General features: G+C 73.0%; 10 protein-coding genes. 8 read left to right on the forward strand and 2 right to left on the reverse strand.

Annotation, left to right across the window (positions count from 1 at the left end; all coding sequences use genetic code 11):
- Positions 1–35: 35 nt before the first annotated feature.
- Complete coding sequence (locus FB476_RS14160; protein ID WP_141820532.1) at positions 36–1,847, reverse strand: acetolactate synthase large subunit; 1,812 nt, start codon at positions 1,845–1,847, stop codon at positions 36–38.
- A 371-nt stretch (positions 1,848–2,218) separates the two neighbouring features.
- Between FB476_RS14160 and FB476_RS14165 the strand changes: the two genes are divergently transcribed.
- The 6 genes from FB476_RS14165 (at position 2,219) to FB476_RS14190 (ending at position 8,264) form a co-directional block, all read left to right on the forward strand.
- Positions 2,219–3,025, forward strand: coding sequence for a PadR family transcriptional regulator (locus FB476_RS14165; RefSeq protein ID WP_238329810.1), 807 nt, complete (start codon positions 2,219–2,221; stop codon positions 3,023–3,025).
- A 107-nt stretch (positions 3,026–3,132) separates the two neighbouring features.
- Positions 3,133–4,527 carry a dihydrolipoyl dehydrogenase gene (gene lpdA, locus FB476_RS14170; protein ID WP_141820536.1) on the forward strand — a complete coding sequence of 465 codons (1,395 nt, stop codon included), beginning with the start codon at positions 3,133–3,135 and terminating at the stop codon, positions 4,525–4,527.
- Positions 4,528–4,713: 186 nt separating this feature from the next.
- Positions 4,714–5,292 (forward strand): PspC domain-containing protein, encoded by a 579-nt coding sequence (locus tag FB476_RS14175; RefSeq protein ID WP_141820538.1) that lies wholly within the window; start codon positions 4,714–4,716, stop codon positions 5,290–5,292.
- Positions 5,293–5,429: 137 nt separating this feature from the next.
- A complete protein-coding gene (locus FB476_RS14180) occupies positions 5,430–5,903 on the forward strand; it encodes a hypothetical protein (RefSeq protein ID WP_141820540.1) in 474 nt (157 codons plus the stop codon).
- Positions 5,900–7,480, forward strand: coding sequence for a multicopper oxidase family protein (locus FB476_RS14185; protein ID WP_141820542.1), 1,581 nt, complete (start codon positions 5,900–5,902; stop codon positions 7,478–7,480). The genes FB476_RS14180 and FB476_RS14185 overlap by 4 nt, the downstream gene beginning before the upstream one ends.
- A 106-nt stretch (positions 7,481–7,586) precedes the next feature.
- Positions 7,587–8,264 (forward strand): PspC domain-containing protein, encoded by a 678-nt coding sequence (locus FB476_RS14190; protein ID WP_141820544.1) that lies wholly within the window; start codon positions 7,587–7,589, stop codon positions 8,262–8,264.
- 32 nt (positions 8,265–8,296) lie between these two features.
- Here FB476_RS14190 and FB476_RS14195 read toward each other — a convergent pair whose 3' ends face one another.
- Positions 8,297–9,202: a hypothetical protein gene (locus tag FB476_RS14195; protein WP_141820546.1), complete on the reverse strand. Its 906-nt coding sequence runs from the start codon at positions 9,200–9,202 to the stop codon at positions 8,297–8,299.
- Positions 9,203–9,311: 109 nt separating this feature from the next.
- On the opposite strand from FB476_RS14195, the gene FB476_RS14200 reads away from it, so the two are divergent.
- Both FB476_RS14200 and FB476_RS14205 read left to right on the forward strand, forming a co-directional pair.
- The gene (locus FB476_RS14200) at positions 9,312–11,336 is read left to right on the forward strand and encodes a beta-propeller domain-containing protein (RefSeq protein ID WP_141820548.1); all 2,025 of its coding nucleotides are present in this window, start codon (positions 9,312–9,314) and stop codon (positions 11,334–11,336) included.
- A gap of 394 nt (positions 11,337–11,730) precedes the next feature.
- The gene (locus FB476_RS14205; RefSeq protein ID WP_141820550.1) at positions 11,731–13,074 is read left to right on the forward strand and encodes a bifunctional o-acetylhomoserine/o-acetylserine sulfhydrylase; all 1,344 of its coding nucleotides are present in this window, start codon (positions 11,731–11,733) and stop codon (positions 13,072–13,074) included.
- Positions 13,075–13,076 lie beyond the last annotated feature (2 nt).

The following is a 13,076-nucleotide window of genomic DNA, read 5'->3' on the forward strand; positions in this document are numbered from 1 at the left end:
GGTCGGTGCCGGTGGCGGGTAGTCGGACAGGAGGGTCATTCGTCCTCCCCGAAGTCGGGCTTGAGGTCGCGGGCGTGCTGGATGTCGTCGTTGCTCGTGCCGGCCGGGACCATCGGCCAGACCATCGCGTCCTTGCAGACGCGGAAGTCGACGACGACGGGCCGGTCGTCGACGGCCATCGCCTCCTCGATGGTGCGGTCCACGTCCTCCGGGGAGTCGCAGCGCAGACCGATGCAGCCGTAGGCCGAGGCCAGCGTGACGAAGTCGGGGACCTGCATGGAGGGCAGCTGGGAGGCGCTGAAGCGCTCGGCGTAGAACAGCGTCTGCCACTGCTTGACCATGCCCAGGGCGGCGTTGTTGACGACCGCGACCTTGATCGGGATGCCCTCGACCGCGCAGGTCGCCAGCTCCTGGTTGGTCATCTGGAAGCAGCCGTCGCCGTCGATCGCCCAGACGGTGGTGTCCGGCAGGGCGACCTTGGCGCCCATCGCCGCGGGAACGGCATACCCCATGGTGCCGAGGCCGCCGGAGTTGATCCAGTGGCGTGGGCGCTCGTAGCCGACGTACTGGCTGGCCCACATCTGGTGCTGGCCGACGCCGGAGGCGTAGACGGCGTCCGGGCCGGCGATGGCGCCCAGCCGCTCGATGACGTACTGCGGGGCCAGCGCGCCGCTCGGCGGGGTGTCGTAGCCCAGCGGGTAGCGGCGCTTCCACTCCTGGCAGCGCGCGACCCAGGCGTCGTAGTCGGGCGCGGCGCCGGCGGCGGTCCGCCGGGTCCACTCGGTGACCAGGGCCGCGATCGTGGCCCGCGCGTCACCGACGAGGCCGACGGCGGTCGGGAAGTTCTTGCCGATCTCCGCGGGGTCGATGTCGGCGTGGATGATCGTCGCGCCCGGGGCGAAGGTGTGCTTGGCGCCGGTGACCCGGTCGTCGAAGCGGGCGCCCAGGCTGATGATCAGGTCCGACTTCTGCAGGGTGGCGACGCCGGAGACGCTGCCGTGCATGCCCGGCATGCCCATGTGCTGCGGATGGCTGTCGGGGAAGACGCCGCGGGCCATGAGCGTGGTGACGACCGGGATGCCGGTCAGCTCGGCCAGCGTCCGCAGCTCCTCGGAGGCGCCGGCGTGGATGGTGCCGCCGCCGACGTAGAGGACCGGGCGGCGCGAGGTGAGCATCAGCTCGACCGCGTCGCGGACCTCCTCGGGGGCCGGGGCGGTGGCCTCGCGGTAGCCGGGCATCGGCAGCTGCAGCATGCTCTCGTCGGCCAGCGCCGTCAGCGCGTCCTTGGTGACGTCGACCAGGACCGGACCCGGGCGGCCGCTGCGCGCCAGGTGGAAGGCGGAGGCGACGGTCGCGGCGATCTCGTCGGGCCGGGTGACCAGGAAGGAGTGCTTGGTGACCGGCATCGAGATCGACCGGATGTCCGCCTCCTGGAAGGCGTCGGAGCCGATCGCGGTGCTGGCGACGTTGCCGGTGATGGCGACGATGGGCGTGGAGTCCATGTAGGCGTTGGCCAGCGGCGTGACCAGGTTGGTCGCGCCCGGCCCGCTCGTGGCCAGGCAGACGCCGACCTTGCCGGTCGCCATCGCGTAGCCCTCGGCCGCGTGGCCGGCGCCCTGCTCGTGGCGCACCAGGATGTGGCGGATGCTGGCCCCGTAGAGCGCGTCGTAGAGCGGGAGGACCGCGCCGCCTGGCAGCCCGAAGATGTGCTCCACGCCCACCCGCTCGAGGGTGGCCACGAGGGCCTCCGCGCCGGTGCGGCGCGGGCCCGGGGTGGAGCCTCCGGTGGTGCCTGGGGCCGTCGAGGTCGCTCCGTCGACGATCTGGTCGCTGTGCGTGGCGGTCATCTGCTGGTCCTGGTTCGCGAGGTGGTGCGGGGGGTATGTCGTGGGCCGGGAGGGCGGGTGCCGGGCGGGGCCGGCGGTGCTGAGGCAACAAAAAACCCCTCGGCCCGGAGGGCAAACGAGGGGAGGACGCGTCTCGGCTGGATGTCAGGCCGTGGCGCGTCCCGGGCTAATAAGTACGAGGGCAAGAGTGTGCATGTGGCCAACCTTCTCCCACGGATGCCGCCACGTCAACCCCCTGGCATGAAGATGTGAGGTAGTGCACATCTATCCACTTTTCGATATGTCGTTGACATATCTAGACCCATCACGTCATACTCATCGAAGAACGCGACCGTGATCCTGTGCGGTCGCCCTGGATGCAGGAGGCAGGCATGACCTACCGAGGCAGGGGCGGATTCGACCCCGAGCAGTTCTTCGGGCCCGAGGGCCCGTTCGGCCCCCGCGGTCCTCTCGGACCCGGCGGCATCTTCGGGCCCGCGGGCCCGTTCGGCACCGGCGGCGGCTGGGGCGGTGGCTGGCCCGGCGAGCAGCAGGGCCGTCACGGCCACGGCCCGCGCGGCGGCGGCCGCGGTCGTCCCCGCGCCCGGCGCGGCGACGTCCGCAACGCGGTCCTCAAGCTGCTGCTGGACGAGCCGCTCAACGGCTACCAGCTCATGCAGCGCATCGCCGAGGGCACCGAGGGCGCCTGGCGCCCGAGCTCCGGCGCCATCTACCCCGCGCTGGCCCAGCTGGAGGACGAGGGTCTGGTCCGCCAGACCGAGATCGACGGCCGCAAGGCCTACGAGCTGACCGACGCCGGCCGCCAGGCCGCCGAGGCGGGCCCCGACCTCTCCTGGTCGGCGCAGGCGGGCGCGGAGCCCGAGGACCCGTGGGCGGCCGACCGGTCGCACCGCGGTGGTCGCGGCCCCCGCGGCGCGGCGGGCTTCGGCCCCCGTGGCGGCGGACGCCGCTCCGCCGGCCAGCTCTGGAAGGCCCTGGGCAGCGTCGCGATGGCGACCCAGGCGGTCGGCCAGGCCGGTGACGCCCAGCTCTCCGCCACCGCGGCCGAGCTGCTGGAGAAGACCCGGCGCGAGCTCTACCGCCTGCTCGCCGAGGCCGAGGTCTCGCGCGACGACGACTGGGCCGACGCCACGGACGACGTCGACGAGGTCGCCGAGGGCGAGATCATGGAGGACTGAGACTCCATACCTCCCGGCGCCCCCGTCCCTCCCTCGCGGAAGGGGCGGGGGCGTCCGGGGGTCCCCGCCGGGCGCGACCTGCCCGGCCGTCCGCAATACTGGCCCTTATGGCCGATCACTTTGACGTTGTTGTCCTGGGCGCCGGCCCCGGTGGGTATGTCGCGGCGATCCGCGCGGCCCAGCTGGGCAAGAAGGTCGCCGTCGTCGAGAAGAAGTACTGGGGCGGTGTCTGCCTCAACGTCGGGTGCATCCCGTCCAAGGCGCTGCTGAAGAACGCCGAGCTCGCGCACACGCTGACGCACGAGAAGAAGAAGTACGGCATCGAGGGCGACGCCACGATGTCCTACGGACCGACCCACGCCCGCAGCCGCCAGGTGTCGGCCGGGATCGTCAAGGGCGTCCACTTCCTCATGAAGAAGAACAAGATCACCGAGGTCGACGGCTGGGGCACCCTCACCGGCCCGAAGACGATGGACGTCGCGCTCGACGACGGCAGCACCCGGCAGCTCGAGTTCGACGACCTCATCATCGCCACCGGCTCGGTGACCCGGATGCTCCCGGGCGTCCAGGTGAGCAAGAACGTCGTCACCTACGAGGAGCAGATCCTCGACGACGAGCTCCCCGGCTCGATCATCATCGCCGGCTCCGGCGCCATCGGCGTCGAGTTCGCCTACGTCATGGCCAACTTCGGCGTCGATGTGACGATCGTGGAGTTCATGGACCGCATGGTCCCGGCCGAGGACGCCGACGTCTCCAAGGAGCTCGCCAAGCACTACAAGAAGCTCGGCGTGAAGGTGCTCACCGGCACCAAGGTCGAGTCGGTGGAGGACACCGGCGCGGGCGTCAAGGTGAAGGTGTCGAAGGACGGCAAGGAGGAGACCCTCGAGGCCGACCGCCTTCTCTCGGCCATCGGCTTCGCCCCGCGCGTCGAGGGCTTCGGCCTGGAGAACACCGGGGTCGAGCTGACCGACCGCGGCGCGATCGCGATCGACGACTACATGCGCACCAACGTCGACGGCATCTACGCCATCGGCGACGTCACGGCCAAGCTCATGCTGGCCCACGTGGCCGAGGCCATGGGCATCGTCGCCGCCGAGGTCATCGCCGGCGCCGAGACCATGCCGCTGGACTACCGGATGATCCCGCGCGCGACCTACTGCCACCCGCAGATCGCCTCGATGGGTCTGACCGAGCAGCAGGCCAAGGATGCCGGCCACGAGGTCAAGGTGGCGACCTTCCCGTTCTCCGCCAACGGCAAGGCCCAGGGCCTCGGCGAGGGCGTCGGCTTCGTCAAGGTCGTCGCGGACGCCGAGCACAACGAGATTCTCGGCACGCACATGATCGGCCCGGACGTCACCGAGCTGCTGCCCGCGGTCAACGTGGCGCAGACCTGGGACCTCACCGCCGACGAGGTCTCCCGCGTCGTCTTCGCCCACCCGACCCTGGGCGAGGCGCTCAAGGAGGCCATGCACGGCATCTCGGGCCACATGATCAACTTCTGATCCCTCGCTCCCGCCCCGGCGGGGGTATGTCGCAGCGCCGTCGGGCGGTCCTCGGACCACCAGGCGGCGCTTCGTCGTGAGGCGTCGCGTGCGGCGAACCGGAGGCCCGTGGTGGGGTTGTCCCCCCTCCCGATCGGGGAGGTCGCTGGCTGCCTCGGGGCACCCCTCCCGGGAGAGCCTTGAGACATGCACGAGACGACCAGCACCAGCACCCCCGCGGGCACGCCCCGCGACGACGTCTGGGGCGTCAACCGCCCCCCGGCCCTGCCGCCGACCGCTCCCGGAGCCGGCCCGCAGGACACCTCCGTCCCCACCGGCCCGACCTCCGACGCCTCCGGCCGCCCCGGCCGCGGCACGTGGCTCGACCGCGCCCTCGCCGGCCTGAGCCGCTCGCCGCTGCGACGTGACCGCGCCTCCGGCGTGATCGGTGGCGTCAGCGCCGGCCTGGCCCGCACCCTCGGGGTCTCCCCCGCCGCCGTGCGCGTCGCCGCCGTCCTGCTCGCGATGTTCTTCGGCCTCGGCGTCGGCGCCTACCTCATCGCCTGGGCCCTCCTGCCCGACGAGCAGGGGCGCACCCACGCCGGGCAGGCCCTGCGCGACGGCGACCCCGGCTCGCTCGCGGTCGTCGCCCTGGCCTCGGTGCCCGTGCTCGCGACCGTGGTCGGCGTGCTCGGTGGCAGCTGGCCCCTCGTCCTGACCCTGGCCGTCGTGGCCTACGTGGTGGCGCGGAGGAAGGGACACCTCCCCCACCACACCCACGGCTGACGGGTGCGGGCCGCCCTACCGGCCCCCCGTCCGGCGCCGGTGAGCTCCGGGGACAGAGCTCACCGGCGCCCCGTCCTGTCCTCCGTCTCGCACCTGCCCCCGACACCTGCTCGACACGAATCCCCGCGAGGTCCGTCATGACGTCCACCGCCCTTCCCGTCACGGCTGTGGCTCCCCGGCCCCGCCCGACCGCCCGCACCGGCACCGCGCTGTGGATCTTCCGCGTGGTCTCCCTGGTGCAGGCGACCGGGATGGTGCTGATGCCCTATCTCATCGGCTCCTTCCTCCAGGGCCACTACCCGGCGCTGAAGATGCACGCCACGGTCGGCGGGCTGCTCATGCTGCTGACGATGCTCGAGCTGGCCGCCGCGGCGCTGCTGCGCTGGCCCGGGCGTCTGCCGCTCTGGCCCGCCCTCGCCGTGCTGGGCCTGCTCGTCCTGCTGCCGACCCAGCTGGGTCTGGGCTACCTCCGCGAGGTCGCCCTGCACGTGCCGCTCGGCGTCCTGCTGGTCGCCGGCAGCGTCGCGCTCGCCGGCTGGGCCTGGACGCCCGGTCGGGCCCGGCGCTCCACCCTCCCGGCCAGCCCGGCCCGCCCGGAGGTGCGCGCATGAGGGTCTCGCGCCGCTCCTTCCTCACCCTCGCGGGTGGGGTGGTCTCCGCCGGCGCCGTCGCCACGATCGCCGGCTGCTCCACGCTGCCCGGTGCCCCGCCCCGGACCGGCTCGACCGGGGCCCTGCTGCGCAGCGCGGTGCCGCTGCCGGAGCCCTACTCCGTGCCGCTGCCCCTCGTGCCGGTCGCCCGTCCCGAGGGCGGCGGGGCGACCTACCTGCTGCGGGCCGCGGCGGCCGACCTGGAGATCCTGCCCGGGCGCACCACCCGGGCGCTGACCTACGGCGGCTCCTTCCCCGGCCCGACGATCGCGGTGCGGGTCGGCGAGCAGACCACCGTGCGGCTGACCAACGACCTCGACCGGAGCACGGTGCTCCACCTGCACGGCGGCGTGACCCCGCCGGAGCACGACGGCTGGCCCACCGACCTCGTCGAGCCCGGTCAGACCCGGGACTACGTCTACCCGCTCGAGCAGCGCGCCGCGCCGCTCTGGTACCACGACCACACGCTCGACCACACCGGTCCGAACGTCTACGCCGGTCTCGCCGGCGCCTTCCTGCTGAGCGACCCGGCCGAGGACGACCTCGGCCTGCCGCGTGACGAGCGCGACGTGACGCTGGTCGTCTGCGACCGGGCGTTCGGGCCCGACGCCGAGCTGGCCTACCCCGCCCTCGACCCCGAGGGGCGTCTCGGCGGGGTCGAGGAGCGCTACCACGGCGGCGTGCTGGGCGACTGCGTCCTGGTCAACGGGGCTCCGTGGCCGGTGATGGAGGCCGACGCGGCGCGCTACCGCTTCCGCGTGCTCAACGCCTCCAACGCCCGGCGCTACGAGCTCGCCCTCGACTCCGGCGTCTCGTTCGTCCAGGTCGGCACCGACCTCGGACTGCTCGCGCGGCCCCGACCCCGGGAGACGGTCGTCCTGGCTCCCGGCGAGCGCGCCGACGTGGTCGTCGACCTCTCCGGGGTGGCCGCCGGCACCCGCGTGACGATGACCAACCGACTGGGGTCCGGCCGTGCCCGGGACGTGATGCAGCTCCACGTCGTCCGCCGCGCGGCCGACGACTCGCGCGTGCCCGAGGTGCTGTCCGAGATCGAGCACCTCGACCCCGCCTCGGTCGCGGTCACCCGGGACCTGCACTTCGCCCTGGGCCCGGTCGCGGCGATCGGCGAGGAGCGGGCGGCCGGCAGCGGTTCGCACGCCGGCTCCGGCGGCCACAGCGCCGGTGGGCACGGTGGCGGCCCGGACCACTCCGTCCACCCCGAGATGCGCGCGCGCGGGGTGTGGACGGTGGCCGGCGTCAGCTGGGCCGACGACCGCGACGTCGCGACCCCGGTGCTCGGGACCGTCGAGCGCTGGCGGCTGTCGAGCGACGTGCACCACCCGGTGCACGCCCATCTGCTCCACATGCAGGTCGACACGGGCGACGGCCCCGCCTGGAAGGACACCATCGACCTGGTGCCCGGATCCACGGCCGAGGTGCTGGTCCCGGTGCGCGGCTATCGCGGGCGCTACGTGCTCCACTGCCACAACCTCGAGCACGAGGACATGATGATGATGGTGCCCTTCCGGGTGGTCTGACCTCGGCGCCGTCGCACGGACGCACGGAACGACGGGGGCTGTCCCCCCGTCAGATCCGGGAGCCCACCTGCTGACGCAACCCTCCCCCGTGAGAGAGGCTGGAGACATGAGCGACATCCACCGCACCGACCCCGACGAGCCCCGTCCTCCGATCCCGCCGCAGCCGTCCGCCCCGGACGCGCCCGCCGAGGAGCCCCCGCCGCCCTCGGGTGCCCCCGTCGGTCCGCCCGCCGGCACCTACGGCGCTCCCCCGCAGCAGGACGTCTGGGGCGTGCGTCCGCCGTCCCTGGACAGCCCGGCGACCTACGGCGCCGCGGGCTCCCACGGCAGCACCGGCCCGGGCGGCTCCGCGACGGGCTCCCCGTCGGGCTCGAAGCTCGACAAGGGCTTCTCAGCGCTGCAGAAGTCGCCGCTGCGCCGTGACACCGACGACGGCATCATCGGTGGTGTCGCCGCCGGGGTCGCCAAGCAGCTCAACATCTCCCCGGCCGCGGCCCGCATCGGCACCATCGTGCTGTCGCTCTTCTTCGGCAGCGGCATCGCCGCCTACCTCATCGCCTGGGCACTCCTGCCCGACCAGACGGGCAAGACCCACGTCGAGCAGGGCGTCAAGGGCGGCAACGCGCAGTCGCTGATCATCACCGTGCTCGCCGGGCTGTCCGCCCTGGGCATGCTCGGCACGATCTTCGACGGCCTGGGCTGGCTGGTGCCGATCGCCCTGACCGGCGGCCTCGTCTACTACGTCGTCAACGCCGCTCGGAAGGGCGACGGCACGACGGGCTGAGGCTTCGCGGCGCCGACCCGCACCCGCCGACCTCAGCCCAGGCTCACGCGCAGCTCGTGCAGCCGCAGCATCGTGGCGTCCACCGCACGGATGGCGTCGGTGACCTGCCGCTTGGCCTTGCCGATGCGGTCGGCCACGAACAGGTCGGTGACGACGTTGTCGAACCAGATGTCGAGCCCCCGCGAGAGGCCGTCGACCATCGGGGCGTCGATCCCGGGCAGCTCGACGTCGGCCAGCTCGCGCGAGAACCGCTGCAACGCCACGCTCGCGGTGTCCAGGAGGTCGGCGGCCTTGTCGAGCTCGTCGTGCTTGAGCATCGAGGAGAACATCCCGCCGCCCATCACGTCCCAGGTCGACCAGCCCTCGGCGCTGTCGAGGCGCTTCCTGGCCTCCTGCAGCGCACCGTAGGCCTCGGATCCCGCGGCGAGCGCCTCGTCGAGCTCCCGACGCCAGCGCACGTCCTCCAGGAGGCGGCCCGCCTCGGCCGCGCGCTCGCGCAGCACGACCGCACCGGGCTCCTCGGCCGCCTGCCGGACCTCGACGAGCACCGCCTCGTAGCCCGCGTCGACGTCGCCGAGGGCGGCCCGGGCGGCCTCCAGCCGCTGGGCCTCCTGGACGACGACGTCGCGGTGCCGGCGGGCCCGCTCGTGGGCGAGCTCCGCCGCCTGCGCCTCGGCCTGCTCGGCCGTCAACCGCTCGGTGAGGTCCCCCCGCACCGACGCCCACACCCGGGAGGGCGAGAGCCCCCTCGACTCCAGGCGGCGCACGTCGGTCCGCTCCTTCTCCAGCGCCCGGCCCAGCCGGTCGAGCTCCTGCTCGGCCTCGCGCAGCTGCGGCTGCAGCGCGGCCAGCCGGCTGGTCAGACGCTGGTGCTCGGCACGCGCCGCGGTGGTCTCGTCGAAGCGGCGGGCGAGCACGGCATACCTGTCCTCGTTCATGCCCGTTCCGACGCCGGACCGGACGCGTGCGTTCCGCGGGAACCGGCCGGTCGGCACCGGCGTCAGATGCTCGACACCGCCGTCGACCGCACTCCCCCAGGAGGCCCCGATGCCTCGGACGCCAGCCCTCCTCGCGCTCTGCCTCGGCTCCGCGCTCGCCCTCGCCTCGTGCGCGGAGGCGCCGCCGAGAGATCCGGACCCGGCCCGGACGACCCCCTCCGGCCCCTGGGACGCTGCCGCGGCGAAGGCCGCCGTCACCGTCCTCCCCGTCGGCTACCTCGCCGACTTCGACGACTGCGCCGACCTGCTCACCTACTACCAGGCCAACGCCCTGGAGCTGGTCGGCCCCTACGGCCTCGGGGGCGGCTGGTACGGCGCCGAGGACAGCGCGGGTGGTGATGCCGGCACCGACATGGCCGCCTCCGAGGCCGACGGCGCGAGCCGGCCCGACCACTCCACCACCAACGTGCAGGAGGAGGGCGTCGACGAGCCCGACGTCGTCAAGACCGACGGCCGCATCATCGTCACCGTCGCCAACGGCTCGGTGCGGATCGTCGACGCCGCCGACCCGAGGATCCTCTCGACCGTCCCCCTGCCGGGCCGCGGTGACACCCTCTACCCCTCCGAGGTCCTGTTGCACGAGGGGACGCTCGTGGTGCTGAGCCAGGAGTGGAGCGGGGCGCCGCGCCCCGTCGACGACACCTTCGTCGCCTTCTCCCCCGAGCGCACCGTCGTGACCCGGGTCGACGTGTCCGACCCCTCCTCCCCCCGCGTGCTCGGCTCGGTCCGGCTGGAGGGCGGCTACCGCTCCGCACGGCTCGTGGGCGACGCCCTGCGCATGGTCATGGTCACCGAGCCCCCCGGCGTCGTGCAGACCTCTCCCCGCTCGGGCAGCATGAAGGCCGAGCAGGAGTCCACCGAGCGCAACCGCGAGCTGATCCGCGCGACGACCATCGACGACTGGGTGCCGCACGTCCAGGTCCTCGACGCCCGCGGTCAGGTGCAGTCGACCGACGCGCTGCTCGGCTGCGACCAGATCACCCGGCCGCGCGACCCCGCAGGCCTGTCGACGATGTCCGTGCTGACCTTCGACCTCGGCGCCGACTCCGCCGAGCCGGTCTCGGCCACCGGCCTGGTCGCCTCCGGCGGCACCGTCTACGCCTCTCCGGACCGTCTCGTGGTGGCCACCAGCGCATGGGACGTCTGGGCCTGGGCGGGCAGCCCCGCGATCGACACGATCTGGCCCGGCGGCCGCCCGGCCCACCGGACCAGCCTGCACGTCTTCGACATCAGCGACCCCACGACCACCACGTGGACCGCCTCGGGCGAGGTCCCGGGGCACCTGCTCAACCAGTGGGCGCTCGACGAGGAGGACGGCGTCCTCCGGGTCGCGACCACGCTCGAGCCGGCCGGCGCCTCCCAGAGCTCGTCCTCCTCGCTGGTCGTGCTGCGCGAGGACGACGGCTCCCTCGTCGAGACCGGCCGCGTCGACGGGCTCGGGGTCACCGAGACCATCCGCTCGGTCCGCTACCTGAACGCCGACCTCGCCGCGGTGGTCACCTTCCGCCAGACCGACCCGCTCTACCTGATCGACACCAGCGACCCGGCCGCCCCGCGGGTGGCCGGCGAGCTCAAGATCCCGGGCTACTCCGCCTACCTGCACCCGATCGGCGAGGGGCGGCTCCTCGGGGTCGGCCAGGACGCCGACGAGCGCACCGGGCGGACGAAGGGCCTGCAGATGTCCCTCTTCGACATCAGCGACCCGAGCGCCCCGCGCCAGCTGCAGGTGCTCAGCTGGCCTGACAGCTACTCCACCATCGAGCAGGACCACCGCGCCTTCACCTGGTGGCCGGCGACCGGTCAGGTCGTCCTGCCGGTCACCCGCTGGGGTGGCTGGGAGGGCACGAGCTCGGAGGATGAGGAGGCGTTCGGCGGCGTCACCCTGGTCACCGTCGACGAGACGGGTATGACGGAGGGCCGGTCGGTCAGCACCGCACCGAAGCACCGCGGCTGGGGCGAGGGCCCGCAGCGGACGGTCGTCATCGGCGACTCGCTGTGGACGCTCGACTGGCAGGGTCTGGCCCGCTTCGACCTGGCCACCCTGGAGGGCGGCTGGGTGCTCGACCTGCCGTAGGAGGTTCGTGGGCGACACGGGTTCGTCGACGCAGGAGACGCGGGAGGCGGAGACCTCCCGCGCCTCTCCTTCTGCCAGAGGCCGTCTTTCCCGCAGATCATCACCACAGCCACAGATTCATCGAAGAATCATCGACGACGCCGCTCCAGGCTGCCATCTCACCGAATTGACTTCGGAGAAGGAGCCCTGCTAGACATGCCCTCCATGAGCACCCCACGTCGCCGAATGCGCAGCTGCTGAGCCCTCCCTCCACAGCTGCTTCCGCGACGTCGCGAGGCACCGGCACCCCTCGGAAGGGGGCCGGGCACGCCATACCTGCGCTGTGCGAGACGGGCTCAGCAGTGTGACCCCACCTGCACCCCTCTCCACCTCTTCCCGAAGGACCAGCGCAGCCATGAGCACCTACACCGACTTCACCACCCGCCAGATCCACGCCGGCCAGACCCCGGACCCGGCCACCGGAGCCCGGGCCCTGCCGATCTACCAGACGACCTCCTACGTCTTCGACGACGCCGACCAGGCCGCCAACCGCTTCGCGCTCGCCGAGCTCGGGCCGATCTACACCCGGATCAACAACCCGACCCAGGAGGTCGTGGAGAACCGCATCGCCGACCTCGAGGGCGGTGTCGGCGCCCTGCTCGTCGCCTCCGGCTCCTCGGCGATCACGCTGGCCATCCTCAACGTCGCGAGCGCCGGCGACCACGTCGTGGCCAGCCCGAGCCTCTACGGCGGCACCCAGAACCTCTTCGCCCACACCCTGCCGCGGCTCGGCATCACGGTGACCTTCGTCGAGGACCCGGCCGACCCCGAGTCCTGGCGGGCCGCGGCCCGGGACAACACCAAGGCGTTCTTCGGCGAGACCATCTCCAACCCGAGCAGCGACGTGCTCGACATCGAGGGCGTCTCCACCGTGGCGCACGAGGTCGGCGTGCCGCTCATCGTCGACAACACCGTCGCCACCCCCTACCTGACCCGCCCGCTCGAGCACGGCGCCGACGTCGTCGTGCACTCCGCGACGAAGTACCTCGGCGGCCACGGCACCGCCATCGGCGGCGTCATCGTCGACGGCGGCACCTTCGACTACGGCGACCCGCGGCTGCAGGGCCGCTTCCCGGGCTTCGTCGAGCCCGACCCGAGCTACAACGGGCTGGTCTACGCCGAGGCGCTGGGCAAGGACGGCATCTTCGGCGTCAACCTCTCCTACATCCTCAAGGCCCGCGTGCAGCTGCTGCGCGACCTCGGCCCGGCGATCTCGCCGTTCAACGCCTTCCTGCTGGCCCAGGGCATCGAGACGCTGTCGCTGCGGGTGGAGCGCCACGTGAGCAACGCGCAGCGGGTCGTGGACTTCCTCTCCTCGCACCCGCAGGTCGAGAAGGTCATCTACGCCGGCACCCCCGACCACCCCTCGCACGAGCTGGCGCAGAAGTACCTGCCGCGCGGCGCGGGCGCCGTGCTCGCCTTCGAGATCGCCGGTGGCGCCGAGGCCGGGCGCGCCTTCGTCTCGGCGCTGCGGCTGCACAGCCACGTCGCCAACATCGGTGACGTGCGCTCCCTCGTGATCCACCCGGCGTCGACCACGCACAGCCAGCTCGACGCCAAGGCGCTCGCCGGCGCCGGCGTGACGCCCGGGCTGGTCCGCCTCGCGGTCGGCATCGAGGGCATCGAGGACATCCTGGCCGACCTCGAGGTCGGCTTCGAGGCCGCGGCCGCGACCGCCGGCGCCACCGAGGCGGCCTGAGC

This window comes from Ornithinimicrobium humiphilum, from assembly GCF_006716885.1.
Classification (GTDB): domain Bacteria; phylum Actinomycetota; class Actinomycetes; order Actinomycetales; family Dermatophilaceae; genus Ornithinicoccus; species Ornithinicoccus humiphilus.

Coding starts and splice junctions, on each gene's coding strand:
- FB476_RS14180 (WP_141820540.1), top strand. CDS start 5,430: ATGACGTCCACCGCCCTTCCCGTCACGGCTGTGGCTCCCCGGCCCCGC.
- FB476_RS14205 (WP_141820550.1), top strand. CDS start 11,731: ATGAGCACCTACACCGACTTCACCACCCGCCAGATCCACGCCGGCCAG.
- FB476_RS14190 (WP_141820544.1), top strand. CDS start 7,587: ATGAGCGACATCCACCGCACCGACCCCGACGAGCCCCGTCCTCCGATC.
- FB476_RS14175 (WP_141820538.1), top strand. CDS start 4,714: ATGCACGAGACGACCAGCACCAGCACCCCCGCGGGCACGCCCCGCGAC.
- FB476_RS14160 (WP_141820532.1), bottom strand. CDS start 1,847: ATGACCGCCACGCACAGCGACCAGATCGTCGACGGAGCGACCTCGACG.
- FB476_RS14195 (WP_141820546.1), bottom strand. CDS start 9,202: ATGAACGAGGACAGGTATGCCGTGCTCGCCCGCCGCTTCGACGAGACC.
- FB476_RS14165 (WP_238329810.1), top strand. CDS start 2,219: ATGACCTACCGAGGCAGGGGCGGATTCGACCCCGAGCAGTTCTTCGGG.
- FB476_RS14185 (WP_141820542.1), top strand. CDS start 5,900: ATGAGGGTCTCGCGCCGCTCCTTCCTCACCCTCGCGGGTGGGGTGGTC.
- FB476_RS14200 (WP_141820548.1), top strand. CDS start 9,312: ATGCCTCGGACGCCAGCCCTCCTCGCGCTCTGCCTCGGCTCCGCGCTC.
- lpdA (WP_141820536.1), top strand. CDS start 3,133: ATGGCCGATCACTTTGACGTTGTTGTCCTGGGCGCCGGCCCCGGTGGG.